Origin of the sequence: Haloglycomyces albus DSM 45210, from assembly GCF_000527155.1 — a bacterium.
Lineage (GTDB): Bacteria > Actinomycetota > Actinomycetes > Mycobacteriales > Micromonosporaceae > Haloglycomyces > Haloglycomyces albus.
The window spans coordinates 3,133,410-3,146,855 of record NZ_AZUQ01000001.1; the positions used below are offsets into that span (position 1 = coordinate 3,133,410).

The 13,446-nt window shown below is 64.3% G+C and carries 14 protein-coding genes; 5 read left to right on the forward strand and 9 right to left on the reverse strand.

Annotation, left to right across the window (positions count from 1 at the left end; all coding sequences use genetic code 11):
• Nucleotides 1-34 precede the first annotated feature (34 nt).
• The 5 genes from HALAL_RS0114485 to HALAL_RS0114505 form a co-directional block, all read right to left on the reverse strand.
• Entirely contained in the window at nt 35-1,006 is a 972-nt protein-coding gene (locus HALAL_RS0114485) for a lactonase family protein (RefSeq protein WP_084472031.1), read from the reverse strand.
• Nucleotides 1,007-1,089: 83 nt separating this feature from the next.
• Nucleotides 1,090-1,665, reverse strand: a complete 576-nt coding sequence (locus tag HALAL_RS0114490; RefSeq protein ID WP_025274687.1) for an SWIM zinc finger family protein — start codon at nt 1,663-1,665, stop codon at nt 1,090-1,092.
• Complete coding sequence (locus tag HALAL_RS0114495; RefSeq protein WP_035534604.1) at nt 1,665-3,566, reverse strand: DEAD/DEAH box helicase; 1,902 nt, start codon at nt 3,564-3,566, stop codon at nt 1,665-1,667. Before HALAL_RS0114495 ends, HALAL_RS0114490 begins: the two co-directional genes overlap by 1 nt.
• A 156-nt stretch (nt 3,567-3,722) precedes the next feature.
• Nucleotides 3,723-4,238 carry an adenine phosphoribosyltransferase gene (locus tag HALAL_RS0114500; protein WP_025274689.1) on the reverse strand — a complete coding sequence of 172 codons (516 nt, stop codon included), beginning with the start codon at nt 4,236-4,238 and terminating at the stop codon, nt 3,723-3,725.
• A 98-nt stretch (nt 4,239-4,336) separates the two neighbouring features.
• Nucleotides 4,337-5,509: a type III PLP-dependent enzyme domain-containing protein gene (locus HALAL_RS0114505; protein ID WP_025274690.1), complete on the reverse strand. Its 1,173-nt coding sequence runs from the start codon at nt 5,507-5,509 to the stop codon at nt 4,337-4,339.
• A 46-nt stretch (nt 5,510-5,555) separates the two neighbouring features.
• Between HALAL_RS0114505 and HALAL_RS0114510 the strand changes: the two genes are divergently transcribed.
• The 4 genes from HALAL_RS0114510 to HALAL_RS0114525 all read left to right on the forward strand — a co-directional run bounded on the left by HALAL_RS0114510 (nt 5,556) and on the right by HALAL_RS0114525 (nt 9,181).
• Complete coding sequence (locus HALAL_RS0114510; protein WP_025274691.1) at nt 5,556-5,963, forward strand: RidA family protein; 408 nt, start codon at nt 5,556-5,558, stop codon at nt 5,961-5,963.
• Between the two features lie 75 nt (nt 5,964-6,038).
• Nucleotides 6,039-6,995, forward strand: a complete 957-nt coding sequence (locus tag HALAL_RS0114515) for a sugar kinase (protein ID WP_025274692.1) — start codon at nt 6,039-6,041, stop codon at nt 6,993-6,995.
• 21 nt (nt 6,996-7,016) lie between these two features.
• Nucleotides 7,017-7,604, forward strand: a complete 588-nt coding sequence (locus HALAL_RS0114520) for a bifunctional 4-hydroxy-2-oxoglutarate aldolase/2-dehydro-3-deoxy-phosphogluconate aldolase (protein WP_025274693.1) — start codon at nt 7,017-7,019, stop codon at nt 7,602-7,604.
• Nucleotides 7,605-7,609: 5 nt separating this feature from the next.
• The gene (locus tag HALAL_RS0114525) at nt 7,610-9,181 is read left to right on the forward strand and encodes an N-acyl-D-amino-acid deacylase family protein (RefSeq protein WP_029768063.1); all 1,572 of its coding nucleotides are present in this window, start codon (nt 7,610-7,612) and stop codon (nt 9,179-9,181) included.
• Between the two features lie 57 nt (nt 9,182-9,238).
• On the opposite strand, the gene upp is transcribed toward HALAL_RS0114525, so the two are convergent.
• The 4 genes from upp to HALAL_RS0114545 form a co-directional block, all read right to left on the reverse strand.
• Nucleotides 9,239-9,871, reverse strand: coding sequence for a uracil phosphoribosyltransferase (upp, locus tag HALAL_RS0114530; RefSeq protein WP_025274695.1), 633 nt, complete (start codon nt 9,869-9,871; stop codon nt 9,239-9,241).
• A gap of 81 nt (nt 9,872-9,952) precedes the next feature.
• Nucleotides 9,953-10,639, reverse strand: a complete 687-nt coding sequence (locus tag HALAL_RS0114535; protein ID WP_025274696.1) for a copper homeostasis protein CutC — start codon at nt 10,637-10,639, stop codon at nt 9,953-9,955.
• Nucleotides 10,640-10,693: 54 nt separating this feature from the next.
• Nucleotides 10,694-11,515, reverse strand: a complete 822-nt coding sequence (locus HALAL_RS0114540) for a TrmH family RNA methyltransferase (protein ID WP_025274697.1) — start codon at nt 11,513-11,515, stop codon at nt 10,694-10,696.
• Entirely contained in the window at nt 11,512-12,732 is a 1,221-nt protein-coding gene (locus HALAL_RS0114545; RefSeq protein WP_025274698.1) for a damage-control phosphatase ARMT1 family protein, read from the reverse strand. The genes HALAL_RS0114540 and HALAL_RS0114545 overlap by 4 nt, the downstream gene beginning before the upstream one ends.
• 155 nt (nt 12,733-12,887) lie before the next feature.
• Here HALAL_RS0114545 and HALAL_RS0114550 point away from each other — a divergent pair, with 155 nt between their 5' ends.
• The gene (locus HALAL_RS0114550) at nt 12,888-13,439 is read left to right on the forward strand and encodes an HdeD family acid-resistance protein (RefSeq protein ID WP_025274699.1); all 552 of its coding nucleotides are present in this window, start codon (nt 12,888-12,890) and stop codon (nt 13,437-13,439) included.
• Nucleotides 13,440-13,446: the final 7 nt, after the last annotated feature.

Genomic DNA, 13,446 nt, shown 5'->3' on the forward strand with positions numbered 1-13,446 from the left:
CATGGACAGAAAATTTGCGTTCAGTGCATGTTTTTTATCCCACAGGAAGCACCCGGGACGCTCCCGGAACCCGCCAGATCGTTCGCGGCTCCCGCGCACCACTGACATCAACGTCGGTCACGACCCCGTCGAACTGACACGCCACCCGCACGCACCCCGGTCGCAGCAAGACCGCGTCACGCGGCCATCGCCCGCCACACGGCACGTTTCCCGTCACCGCAAAAGACGTCATATCCACCGAGACCACCGTGTCACTCCCACGCACGGGCACGTACACCGCACCGCGATCGGAGTCGATCACCGGCACGAGCGGATAACATCGTTGTGACGAGCGCGGGAGCTCGAGAAATTCAGCCGTCGTCAGACGACCGTTGTCGGTGGTGTTTTCGGAAATGTAGCAGCGTGCCAATTGATTCGATAGCTCGGATGCGATATATATCGTATTACCATCGATGGCGGCATGGCGGGGACCGAAGCCTGGCGGGAGAGCGTGACTTTCCAGCACTTCGATGTCGCCGGCCGCACTCATGCGGCCGCGCAGCACGGCATCACCACCCAGGTCGACGATGTAGATCGCGCTGCCGTGAACCAGGATTTGATGTGGGTGGGACGTCTCTTGGCGCTCCGAATCGGGGCCGCTGCCCTCCAGGTGCAGTACCGAATGCACGTCACCCAATTCGCCGGACGGCTCGACGCCGAAAACACTCACTGAGGCGGAGCCGTAGTTGGCCACCATGAGCCATTGACCGGAGGAGTCCAATGCTCCGTGGCACGGTCCGGTCCCCGCCGTCGCGCGCGGCGCCCCCAACGGCCGTAGACCGTCACGGTAGTCGATCGCCTGCACGGCGCCCGCGTCCCGTTCCAGCACCGCATAGGCTAGACCCGTACGTCCGGGGACGATCCAACTGGGGTCGGCCAACCCCACGGGTCGACCGAGGCCGTTCTCGTCGGCTTGCACCACCCCGGGGCCGCCCTCAGAGGTGTAATTACCAAGAAGATAGCTCATGCCTAAAAATTGTAAGGCTTACTATCTAATAGTACGACGGTACCCCTGTCCTTGCGCACCACCGGGATCGTCGCACGCCGCCCTCATGTCACCGGTTCGGCGGCCTCCATCGATCCGACGCGCGTCGCACGCAGCCGTTCGGGAAGACGGTCCACATCGCAGCCACGCAGATACAGCACCAGGGTGGCGTCGTCGTCCATGCGGGCCGCCGAGGCCAAGGCCAGGGCCATCGCATGGCCACAGACCGGACGCGGGTCGCTACAGGTGCATTCGGCTTCCAGAAGATCCTTCTCGGCCATCGCCGTCTTCTTCGGGATGAGGCGAATACCGACTTCGGCCAGCACCCCGTCGGTGCGTTTGGACAGTGTTCCCGTCAACAGTGCGGCGGTGGCGGACGGGGACAGGGCGAGTCGAGTCAGTCCCTCACGCCACTGGTCTGACGTGTACGTGGGAATAGTGAGCACCGTTTCATAGACGTCGGCGCCGTCGGTAACGAAACCGGTCACCGCCCCGGGATGAATTTCGACCTCGTGAACGTCGCCGCGAGTGGCAATGGCCCGCCCTTTCGAGATGCGCGGATCGGGAAACCCGAGTCCCAAGGTCTCCAGCGACCGCCACCATTTGCGACCCCACCAGGTCTGTCCGAATGGATCGGCCATTATCCGACTCCTTCCCCATCGAGTTCAATGAGTTTGCGGAACTGCAGGTCGTCCATCTCTCCCAGCCAGTCTTCGCCGGTCCCCACCACCTGCTGGGCGACGAAACGCTTGCGGGACAACAACTCGTCGATGCGCTCTTCCAAGGTTCCCGCGGTCACGAGCTTGTGGACGTAGACCGTTTGGCGCTGCCCGATACGGTGAGCCCGGTCGGTGGCCTGATCCTCCACGGCGGGGTTCCACCAACGGTCGTAATGGACCACGTGATTGGCGTTGGTGAGGTTGAGACCGGTACCGCCCGCACGCAGAGATACCACGAGTACAGCCGGTTCGGTCGCCGATTGAAAGGCGTCCACCAGCCGTTCCCGCGATTCACTGTCCAGTCCGCCGTGCAGGAAGGGCGCTTCGATGTCGAGATGGGAGTTGAGGTGGCGGGTCAGCATTTCGCCGGTGGCGCGGTACTGGGTGAAGATGAGTGCCCGACCGTTGCTGTTGATCAACTCGGTGCACATTTCGGTAAGTCGATCCAGCTTCCCCGAACGGTCCGACAGTTTCCCGTCCAGCTGTCCCATCGCCTGTCCAGGGTGGTTGCAGATCTGCTTCAGCTCGGTGAGCAGTTTGAGAATGCGCCCACGTCGAGCGATTCCTTCCCCGAGCCCCTCCTCGAAGGCGAGATTGATCGCCTCGCTGTACAGCCGCGCCTGTTCCTCCGTGAGAGTGCACGCGACGGTGGCTTCGATCTTGTCGGGAAGATCGGCGGCGACGTCCTCTTTGAGCCGGCGCAGCACGACCGGATCGATGTGGGCCCGCAGCTGCGCGGCCGCCGAACGGTTGTGATTGGATTCGATGGCGTCGGAGTAACGGCGCTTGAACTCCGACTGCGTACCCAGCAGGCCGGGGTTGACGAACTCCGAAATCGACCACAGTTCGTGGAGGTGATTCTCCACCGGGGTGCCCGTCAGGGCCAGTCGCACCCGAGCGGTGAGGTCGCCGATGGCGACCGCCGTACGGGAGCGGTGATTCTTCACCGCTTGCGCCTCGTCGATGACCACGGTGTCGAACACCCACTGACGCAATGTCTTGATGTCGCGCAAGGCGATCGAGTACGACGTGACGATGATGTCGACATGGGGCAACGAGGCCAGTTTGCGAGCCCGTCCGGGACCGTGGTGCACGTGGACGGTCATCTGAGGGGCGAATTTGGTGATTTCACGCCGCCAGTTGCCGACCAGTGAGGTCGGGCAGATGACCAGGTGCGGGGTTTCTCCGGCACGGCGGGCCAGTAGACCGATGGCTTGCAGGGTCTTTCCGAGTCCCATATCGTCGGCCAGGATGGCTCCGGAGCCGACGTCGGCGACCGCTTCGAGCCAAGCGATGCCGTGGTTTTGGTAGGCGCGGAGTTCGGCGCGGAGGTCAACGTCGCCGGGGTCGGCGTGTTGCGAGGTGATGAGGTGGGTGTTGGCGTGAGAGTCGCTGCGCATGAGTTCGGCGTAGCTTTCGTAGAATGCCGAGACGGTGGCGGCGGCGCTCCAGGTGTGGCCTTCGGAGTGGTAGGCGGCGTGACCTTCGGCCGGTAGTTCGTGGGCGAGGTTGTCGAGGGAGTCGTGCTTGCGTTCGACGACGGCATTGGCGATGCGGGCCCAGGCGGCGATGGAATGGGAGATGTCGGGCCGGGAGGCGATGCGCTCGAGGGGCGCGAGCGTAGGGCGAACGGGTAGTTCGCGGCCGTGGACTTCGGTGAGTGTCCCGTCGAGATAGATTTCGGTATCGACCGGGTCGCCGGGGGGTAGGGCCAGTTCTTGGGTGGCGGCGAACGGATCGGGGGTGCCGTAGAAGAAGAATCGTCCTTCTGCCGGGTTGGTGTGGTCCGGGAGGAAGGTGAGATGCAGCTCGTCGAGTGGCAAACCTGGCTCCATTCTTGTCGCCGAGTAACCCGTCACCACTGGTGACGGCATCTGGTGTAAATCAGCCAGACGAGCTATTGTGCCACAACTTGGGGTTGCTTTCCAAGTATTGGGTGTCACGTCGTCCGGTGGTGTTCCTTGCGGTGGCGGGGTGCGTTACAACTTTCCCAGCAGGGTGTCGACGGGGTGGCCGCTGAGGCGGGCGCTTCCGTTGAGGGATTCGACTTCGAGTAGGGCGAGGCATCCGGCGACGGTGCCACCGAGTTGTTCGATGAGGCGCGCGCCGGCGGCCATGGATTCGCCGGTGGCGATGACGTCGTCGATCAGAAGGGTGCGGTCACCGGGTTGAATCGCGTCGCGGTGTATTTCGATGGTGACGTCGGAGTATTCGCCCTGGTAGGTTTCCCGGGCAGCGCTGCGGGGTAGTTTTCCACTCTTTCGTATCGGCACGAGGGGCAGTGCGGTGCGGTCGGCCAGTGGGGCGGCCCAGAGGAATCCACGAGCATCGAAGGCGGCAATGCGGTCGTGGGGGTGGGCGGCGGCGAGGCGCTGCAATCCGTCGAGAGAGGCGCGAAAGGCAGGCGGGTCGTTCAGTAGCGGGGTTATGTCGCGGAATCCGACTCCGGGTTTGGGGAAGTCGGGTACGACGGGCACGTATTCTGTCAGATCCACCCGCCCACTTTAGCGTTTAGACGGCTGAACGGGGTCGGTGACGAGTGTTGTTGTGGTGTTTTTCCCTTTGTTTGACGGCTGTCACCGTCATGGTGGGTTTAGAAGTAGGTGAGGTAGGCGTCGATGACGTGGGTATCGTCGACGACGGGGATGAGGCGCCATTTGTCGAACATGGTGCACGGATGGGACATGGCGAGGTCGACGGTGTCGCCGACGGCGAGCGCGGTGGTGTCTCCGGTGACGATGAGGTGTTGGTCGGCGATGGATTGTGTGTGGGCGTTGAGGTGGAGGGGTTGCGGCAGGCCTTGGTCGAAGGAGTAGTCGCGGCGTCCGCCGTCGAGTATTGCGGTGTTGGCTTCGGGTAGGGAGATGACGCGGGCTCGGCCGCGGACGGCGGGGTGGAGTCGGGGGCCGTCGTTGCCGCGTTCGGCGGGGGCGATGTGGCCGTAGAAGCCGTGGTCGTGGACGACGTAGGCTCCGGCGCGGAGGATGACGCGGTGTTGGTCGGCGAGGAGGGCGGCGATGCGGTCGTAGTAGGTGCTTCCTCCGACGGTGATGGCGGGGTTGGGGACGTCGTAGTCGAGGGTGTGGTGGGCGGTGGCGAGTTGTTGGAGGTAGGTGTCGATGGCGGCGAGGGCGGCGGTGTCGGTTTGTCCGGTGACGCTGCCTTCGTAGCCGCCGACTCCGACAAGTCGTAGGTGGTGGGAGTGGTGGACGGCGGTGGCGGTGGCGGTGAGTTGGGTGAGGTCGCGGGCGCCGCAACGTCCGCCGGTGGTGCCGAGTTCGGCGTAGACGTCGAGGGGGCCGTGGGCGTGGGCGTCGAGGTGGGTGACGGTGTCGGGGTGGTCGGCGAAGACGCTGATGGTGGCGCCGTGTTCGGACAGTTGAGAGAGCCAGGCGATGGCGGCGGGGTCGGTGATGTCGTTGGCGATGAGGATGTTGTGGATTCCGGCGTGGTAGGCGATGGCGGCTTGGGGCCCGTTGGCGACGGTGATGGCCGGTGCTCCGTGGTCGATTTGTTGTTTCCAGACGGCGGGGGCCATGGTGGCTTTTCCGTGGGGGGCGTGTTCGATTCCTTTTTCTTTGCACCAGGAGGACATGGCGGTGATGTTGTGGCGCAGGGTGGGGGCGTGCAGGGTGATGGTGGGGGTGGGTAGGTCGGTGATGGCCGGTTTGGTGGCGAGCCATTGGTGGAGGGTGAGTCCCCATGCGCTGGGTGGTAGGGCGTGGTAGGCGGGGGTGAGTGTGTCGGGTGTGGAGGGAAGTGCCATGGTGTCCGCTTTCCGATCTGCATTATTTGTAAGCTATCCTAACAACATGACTGAGAAACAGGCAATCCGAACCGACCAGGCACCCAAGCCCGCCCACGCGTTCCCGCAAGGCATCCGCAAGGGGCCGATCGTGCAGGTATCCGGCCAGGGGCCGGTGGACCCGGAGAGCGGCGAATACCTGTATCAGGGTGATATTAAAGCTCAGACCCGCAGGGTCTTGGAAAATCTCACCGCCATCGTGACCGCCGGCGGTGCCGGGTTCGACGACATTGTGATGTTGCGGGTCTACGTCACCGATCGCGCTCACTTCGCCGGGCTCAATGAGGCCTATGCGGAGTTCGTCGAAAAACACACCACCACCGGCGTCCCTTACCCGTCACGCACGACCGTCGTCTGCGATCTTCCTCGCCCGGAGATGCTGGTCGAGATCGATGCCATGGCGGTTGTGGACTAGGCTTCGGTCGACCGCCGTCGTCACGTCCCCGAGTTCGATCACCTCCTCCACCCCACAATGGAAAGTAGGTTCTCCATGTTGGACGCCGTCTGCCTCGGTGAATCCATGGTCGTGGGATCGGTCGTTCCGCCGTTGCGCCTGCGGGACGCCGATTCGGTGGCCCTAGAGTGTGCCGGAGCCGAATCGAACGTCGCCATCGCCTTGGCGGCGCTGGGACACGACGTCGCCTGGGTCGGTCGTCTCGGCGGTGATCCCTTTGGCGGACGAATCATCGACACGCTCCGTCGCGCGAACGTAGATGTTCGTGGCGTGGAATACGATTCGTCCGCGCCGACCGGGATGTACTTCAAAGACCCCACCAGGGACGGAACCCGCGTCCACTATTACCGATCCCAATCGGCGGCGTCCACGATGAGCCCACGGTTTTTGACGCGGCTTCCCTCCACACGCCTGGTACATCTATCAGGCGTCACCGCCGCTCTCTCACCATCGTGTGCTGACATGATGACCGCGGCCATCGTCGATCGTGCGGTGGGGGCCGACGCCGTGGTCAGTTTCGACGTCAACCAACGCAGCGCCCTCTGGCCCGCCGAACGGGCCGGGCCGGTTCTCAAGGCACTGGCAGACGCGGCGGACATCGTCTTCGTCGGCCTCGACGAGGCGAATAAGCTCTGGGGACTCGACACCGCCGAAGCGGTTCGAGCACTTCTGCCCCACCCCACCGCCCTGATCGTCAAGAACGCCGACGTGGGAGCGACGCTCTTTCTCCGCCACGACGCACCGCGCTTCGTTCCGGCGCTGGACGTCGACGTCGTCGAACCGGTCGGGGCCGGCGACGCGTTCGCCTCCGGAGTCTTGAGCGCGGTATTGGCGGAAGCGCCGGCGTCGGCCTGGCTCCAGATGGGGCACTACATGGCCTCCCTGGCTCTGAGCCGCACCGGAGACATCGTCACCGACCCCGACCTCGGCCATGTCCGTGCGATCATGAGTGCCCCGTCGTCCACCGACCAACGCGCCACCGATTCCGTGTAGATCCCAAGTGACAGGAACACCGTGAGTACCTTCGACGAACTGTTCGGCACCGAAAGTGTCATGCTCATCCTCCGCAATCTCTCCGCGACCGACACCGTGGCCACCGCAGAGGCCGCCTGGGAGCTCGGCGTGGTTCTGGTGGAAATTCCCATTGGACAAACCGATCAGATTCCCGCCCTGCGTGCCACCGTGTCGGCCGCTCAAGCCCGCGGTTTGACCGTCGGGGCAGGAACGGTCACCACTCCTGCCCACGTGTCGGCGGCGGTGGAGGCCGGCGCCGCCTACGCCGTCTCCCCCGGACTCTCCGAGGAGGTAGCGTCCGAGTGCCGCCGTGTCGGCATTCCCTACCTTCCGGGGGTCGCCACGCCCACCGAGGTACAGCGAGCGCTCGATCTGGGATTGGAGTGGGTCAAGGTCTTCCCCGCCTCCACCCTGGGTCCACGCTGGTTCAAGGCCGTACGCGGACCGTTTCCCGACGTGAAAATGGTCGCCACCGGCGGGATAGCTCCTGCGGTAGCCGACGACTATCTCGACGCCGGAGCCCGGATCGTGGGAATGGGATCGGCCCTCAACGAGCCCGAACAGCTACGCCCCCTCCTGCGGCGGTGACATCGGTGCTGCTGATCAAAAACGCCACCGTCGTCGACGGCACCGGACGCGCCGCACAACGTGGCGACGTGGCCGTCTCCGGCGGCATCGTCCACTCCGTTGGAACCGACCTTCCTACTCCCCGCCACGGCCGCGTCATCGACGCCACCGGTCTCACCGTCACCCCCGGTTTCATCGACATGCACGCCCACTCCGATCTCGCCGCACTCGACAGCGACCACGAGGGAAAGATCGCCCAAGGCTGCACCACCGAAGTCGTCGGACAGGATGGACTGTCCTATGTCCCCAGCACCGACGGGATCGCCGAGGAACTGGCCGAAACGCTCAGCGCCTGGAACGGCCCCGGTAGGCCCCCGTGGCGCACCGTCGCCGACTACCTGAACGCCGCCGACGAGGACGCGGTCACCAACCTCGCCTATCTCCTGCCGCATGGAACGATCCGTATGGCGGCCATGGGGTGGCAACGGCGCCCACCCACTGCCGTCGAGATGGAGGCGATGCACTCGGCCGTCACCGTCGGAATGCGGCAGGGAGCGTTCGGGCTGTCGGCGGGGCTGACCTATGCGCCCGGAATGTACGCCGACACGGACGAACTGGTGGAACTCTGCCGCGTCGTCGGCCGACACCACGGCTTCTTCGCTCCCCACCAACGCTCCTACGGAGCGGGAGCCCTGGACGGATACCGCGAAATGCTTGATATCGGGCGGCAGTCCGGATGCGCCGTTCACCTGGCCCACGCCACCATGAACTTCCCGGTCAACGCCGGACGGGCCGAAGAATTCCTTACCGCGGTCGACCAGGCACGACATTCCGGAGTCGACGTCAGCCTCGACTCCTATCCCTACCTCGCCGGAATGACCAAACTGTCGGCCCTACTACCCGGATGGGCCGTCACCGGCGACCTCGACGAACAACTGCGCCTGCTGGCCGACCCGGATATACGACAACGCATCGTTCACGACCTCGACGTGGTCGGTTCCGACGGCGCCCATGGGGTCCCAGTCGACTGGGACGGCATAGAAATCGCCGGAGTCGTCGCCGACGAACTGCGCCACCTCTCGGGAACGACCGTCAGCGCCGCTTCCGGTTCCCGATCGAGCGCGGAATACTATCTGGACCTACTGATCGCCGATCGACTACGGTCGACTTGTTTGATGCACGTGGGCCACGAGGACAATCTCCGCCGGATCATGCGCCACGAGACGCATACCGGTTCCAGCGACGGCCTCCTGCACGGTTCGCGGCTTCACCCGCGCGCCTGGGGTTCGTTTCCGCAATATCTGGGCCGCTACGTGCGCGAAGAAAACGTTCTCTCACTTGAGGAGTGCGTTCACCACCTCACCGGTCGCGCCGCACGGCGACTCGGGCTCGTCGACCGGGGAACGCTCCAACCCGGGGCGGCCGCCGACATAGCGGTGTTCGACGCCGACCAGGTAGCCGCCACGGCGACGTTCACCGAGGCGAAGCAACGACCGGTCGGCATCCCCTATGTGTTCGTCAACGGTGAAGCGGTCGTCGACGACGGTGACCTAACCGGTCGTCGGCCCGGGCACGCGCTACGCCGACCGACCGGCTGACACGAATAGTTTGATTCGGTCCGAGACGTAGCGGACGCCTGCGTCTCGGACCGGGCGTTAAAAGCGACGTATGGCGCCGAAAAGACGGTCGCCGGCGTCCCCCAGGCCTGGAACGATATAGGCGTCCGAGTTGAGTCCCTCGTCCACCGACGCGGTCGTCATGCGCAATGGGAGTCCCGACTCCTTCAATCGGTCGATCCCTTCCGGCGCCGCCAAGGCACAGATGACGGTGATGTCGTCGCAACCGCGATCGGCCAGCAACGAACAACTGTGCACCAGCGAACCGCCGGTCGCCACCATCGGGTCCAGCACAATGGCACGTGCGCCGGTCAGATCCTCCGGCAACGACTCCATGTAGGCGCGCGGCTCAAAGGTCTTCTCATCACGTGCCAGACCCACGAACCCCATGGTCGACTCGGGAATCAACTTCCGCGCCGCATCGGCCATCCCCAATCCCGCACGCAGGACCGGAACCAACAGCGGCGGATTGCTCAGACGATAGCCGTCGGTGGCGGCCACGGGAGTCGAGATCGGCTCGGTGCGTGCCGCCATATCCCGAGTGGCCTCGTACACCAACAGGGACGTGAGTTCATCCAGGGCGGAACGAAATTCGCTGCCGCCGGTTTCCTTGTTTCGCAGGACGCTCAATCGGGTCGCGACCAACGGGTGACTTACTACGTTTACATCCACGGTCCCCACTGTAAACGGCCATTACCGGCGGTGGAGAACCCGCGAGTCCCGCTGTGGTCGCCACGTCCCCATACCGGGCGTCTAGGCGAGGGAATCGAGTCGTTCACGCCACTGTCGCACCTTGGCCGCCTCCACCGGACGGTCCCAGCCCGAACGAGCCGCCGAACCGATATGGAAGGCACGCAGACCCGCCTGATAAAGACCCTCAAGATGGTCGGGCTTCAAACCCCCACCCACCAGAGTCCGATCCACCGGACGTCGGGTCGTCAAAGTGTCCGTCCCGACCGGCACTCCGTCAGCCGAACCCGCCGTCAAAACGGCGTCCAGACCGGGAAGGGAGGCCACCTCCTCCCACACCGCCACCGCATCGGCGGCGTGATCGATGGCGCGGTGGAACGTCCACGGACGGCCCACCGCACGGGCCAGACGCTCGGTCGCCGACCGGTCCAGTTCGCCCGAAGAAGTAAGGAAACCGAATACGAACCCCTCCGCACCGGCGCGGCGCAGCAGTTCGGCCTGCCGTTGCAGCGCCTCCAGATCGGCATCGGTGGTGGTGAACCCGTCTCCGCTACGCAGCATCACCCGCTGTGGCAGATCGGTGGCGGCCGCAATGGCCTCCACCGTCTCGACCGCCGGAGTCAGACCGTCGCGATCCATGTCGGCGACGACCTCCAACCGATCCGCACCACCCGCCTCGGCGGCGGCCGCATCGGCGGCGTCCAAAGCGATGACTTCCAACAAGGCTCGTGATGTGTTCGTGCTATTCACCACTCGAGTGTGCCATTGAGGTCACGTCACCGCCGCAAAAACGGTCAGTGATCTTTACCGTTTATGGAAACCGCCGCGTTGCCACTGCGCGTGATAGGCGATGACGGCCAAGGACGTCGACACGTTCAATGAATCGGCGTATCCGATCATGGGGATCACGATCCGCTCACTCGCCGCCTCCACCAGCGACGACGTCAATCCAGCGTGCTCGGCTCCCACCGCCACAGCGACTCCGCCGGAATAGTCGACCTCACCGTAAAAGCGCGCCGAGTCCGGGGTCGCCGCGATCAGGCGGATGTCGCCTTCGGCCAGCCAGGTCAGCGTCTCGGCCAAGCCCGCCGAGGCGTGCGGAACGGAGAACACCATCCCCTTCGACGCACGCACCACATTCGGATTGCCCCAATCCACCACCGCATCGGTGGCAATCACCGCGTCGGCTCCCACCCCGTCGGCGGTACGGAGAATCGCACCGAGATTGCCCGGCTTTTCAACACCCTCCACCACCAGCACCAGTGGGTCGGAGCCAACGCTCAGATCGTCCAGATACCGCTCCGGCAAAGGGGCCGTCGCCAACCAGCCGTCCGGCGACTCCCGGTAGGCCATCTTGGCGAACACCTCGGAACTCACCGATACCAGCGTCGAACCGGCCTCACCGGCGGCGGCCGCGAATTCCGACACCTCGTCATCATTCACGAGATCAGGGCTGTAAAACACCGTCCTGGGGCGCACCCCGGCGGCAAACGCCGCCCGCAGCTCCGCCTTGGCCTCCACCACCGTCAATCCGGTACGCCGCCGGGCACGTCGCTTCTTCAGCGCGACGACGTTCTTTACCTGTTCATTATGGAGACTGGTGATGTGTTTGGGCTTCGCGTTCACGACTTCAGCCTAGCGTCGTCACGATCGCCGCCACCCGCACCGTCGGCCATCTGTAGCACGGCGCAACCGGCATCGGTCCGCCAGTCCGGATTGGCGGCACTGAGCTCGCGCACCGTCACAGGGTCGATACCGACGGCCAGATCGCTCTTCATCACCCGCAGTGCCACGACCGCGGTGGGAAACGTCGCCACCGCCTCCCCGAAATCCTGGTCGTAGTCGTGGTGGCGGTCCTCCATGAGACGGCGATAATTCAAGTCCCCCTTCAATACCACCAGCGACGCCCGACGGAAACGCTCCCACAGGTCGGTCGGCACATGCGTGAACGTCCGCGGCGCGGTATAAAACCAGTGCGTATCGATCACCAGGCGACCGCTCGCGATCCACTCGCGCAGCCGTTCGGCGATCGCTCGCACCGAATCGTGTGGAGCGTCCGCCAACGCGCGCAGGGCGGAAACCAAGTCCCCGCCGGTGGCGTCGGAGACGAAATACGGGTGGTTCTTCACATGAATCTCCACCCGTGCGGCCGTTTCCTCCCGTAGCAGTTGGTCGACCAACACCAGGTCGGCGATGATTTCACTGCCGGCATTATCGGCCACGATGATGACCGTGCCGGGCGCAGCGGCGTCGAGATAGCCCCATAGGGCGTCACCGTCGTCGGCCAGCAGGCGACGCCGAGTCGACGCGTCCCCCACCCCCGGATCGTCGATGCTCACCGCGAGGTCGGCCAGATTGCCCCACAGCGAACCACGCAGCACCGCCTGACGGCGCTCGTCGCGGCCGAGCCCGTTCAACGCGGCCAGATTGTTCCAGCGGTCCCGCAATCGGTCGATTTCCAGCTCCCGGTTCTTCTTTGGACCGAACGGGTCGATCCCCCACCAGGGAGAATCAATGCTGAAATACTCCAACGCCAACAGCAGCTTGCGGTAGAAAACCGATTCCGCCCAGAAGAAGTTCACCTCACTCCACCGACGTCCGATCGCCGGCTTCACCTCGTGTTCCCACTGGGCGGCGTGCGGCCCGACGGCGGGAAGGGGCTGAACGGTACCCGTGGTGGTCTCTTCTAGGAGGTCGTCCAGGGCCGCCCGCACCGAATTCGGATAGGGGAAGGTGTCAACCAACTCCGCCAGCATCGCCGGATGTCGCCGGTGGAAGACGCCCCAACCGTAGTCGTCCGGGCTCTTGATGCCGATGGGTTCGTTGCGATGGGGATGCGACACGGTAAAGCCAATCTGTGCACTCGAATGTCGACGGTCAACGCCATGGTACCGCCGCGTGGAGGGAATCCTCGCGGGCAAAAACGCGAATCCCACTTCCGGCGGCGACCGAGGCTCCATACTGTTCGAGCAGAATTCTCATATTAGTGAGGTGGGTTATGTTCGATCTGTTGACCCGCAATTGGGGCTGGATACTGGCACGCGGGGTGTTGCTGGTCCTCTTCGGCCTCTTTGCCCTGATATGGCCCGATGTGACCCTGCTGGTTCTCGTGGTCATGTTCGGTGCCTACGCCTTGGTCGACGGGATATTCGCGATCGTCTCCGGAGCGAGCGGTCAAGGCGAGGGCCGCGGCCTGCTGATTTTTTCGGGGATTCTCGGCGTTCTCATCGGTCTCATGGTCTTTCTTTGGCCCGAGTCGAGCGCCCTGGCGCTGCTGATCCTGATAGCCGTCTGGGCGATCATCATCGGTGTCGCCTATATTGCCAAGGGGATCAGCTTGACCGGCGACAACGGGGGACGTTGGCTGCTGATCCTGTCGGGAATCCTGGGCGTCGTTCTCGGTTTCCTGCTCATGCTTCGTCCCGGCGAAGGCATCCTGGCGATGCTGTGGCTCATCGGAGTGTTCGCGATTCTATGGGGTGTGGTGGCCATCGTTTCGTCCATCCGTCTGAAGAAACTGCGGGACACTGCCACGATTTCCACCACCTAGTCGTGTG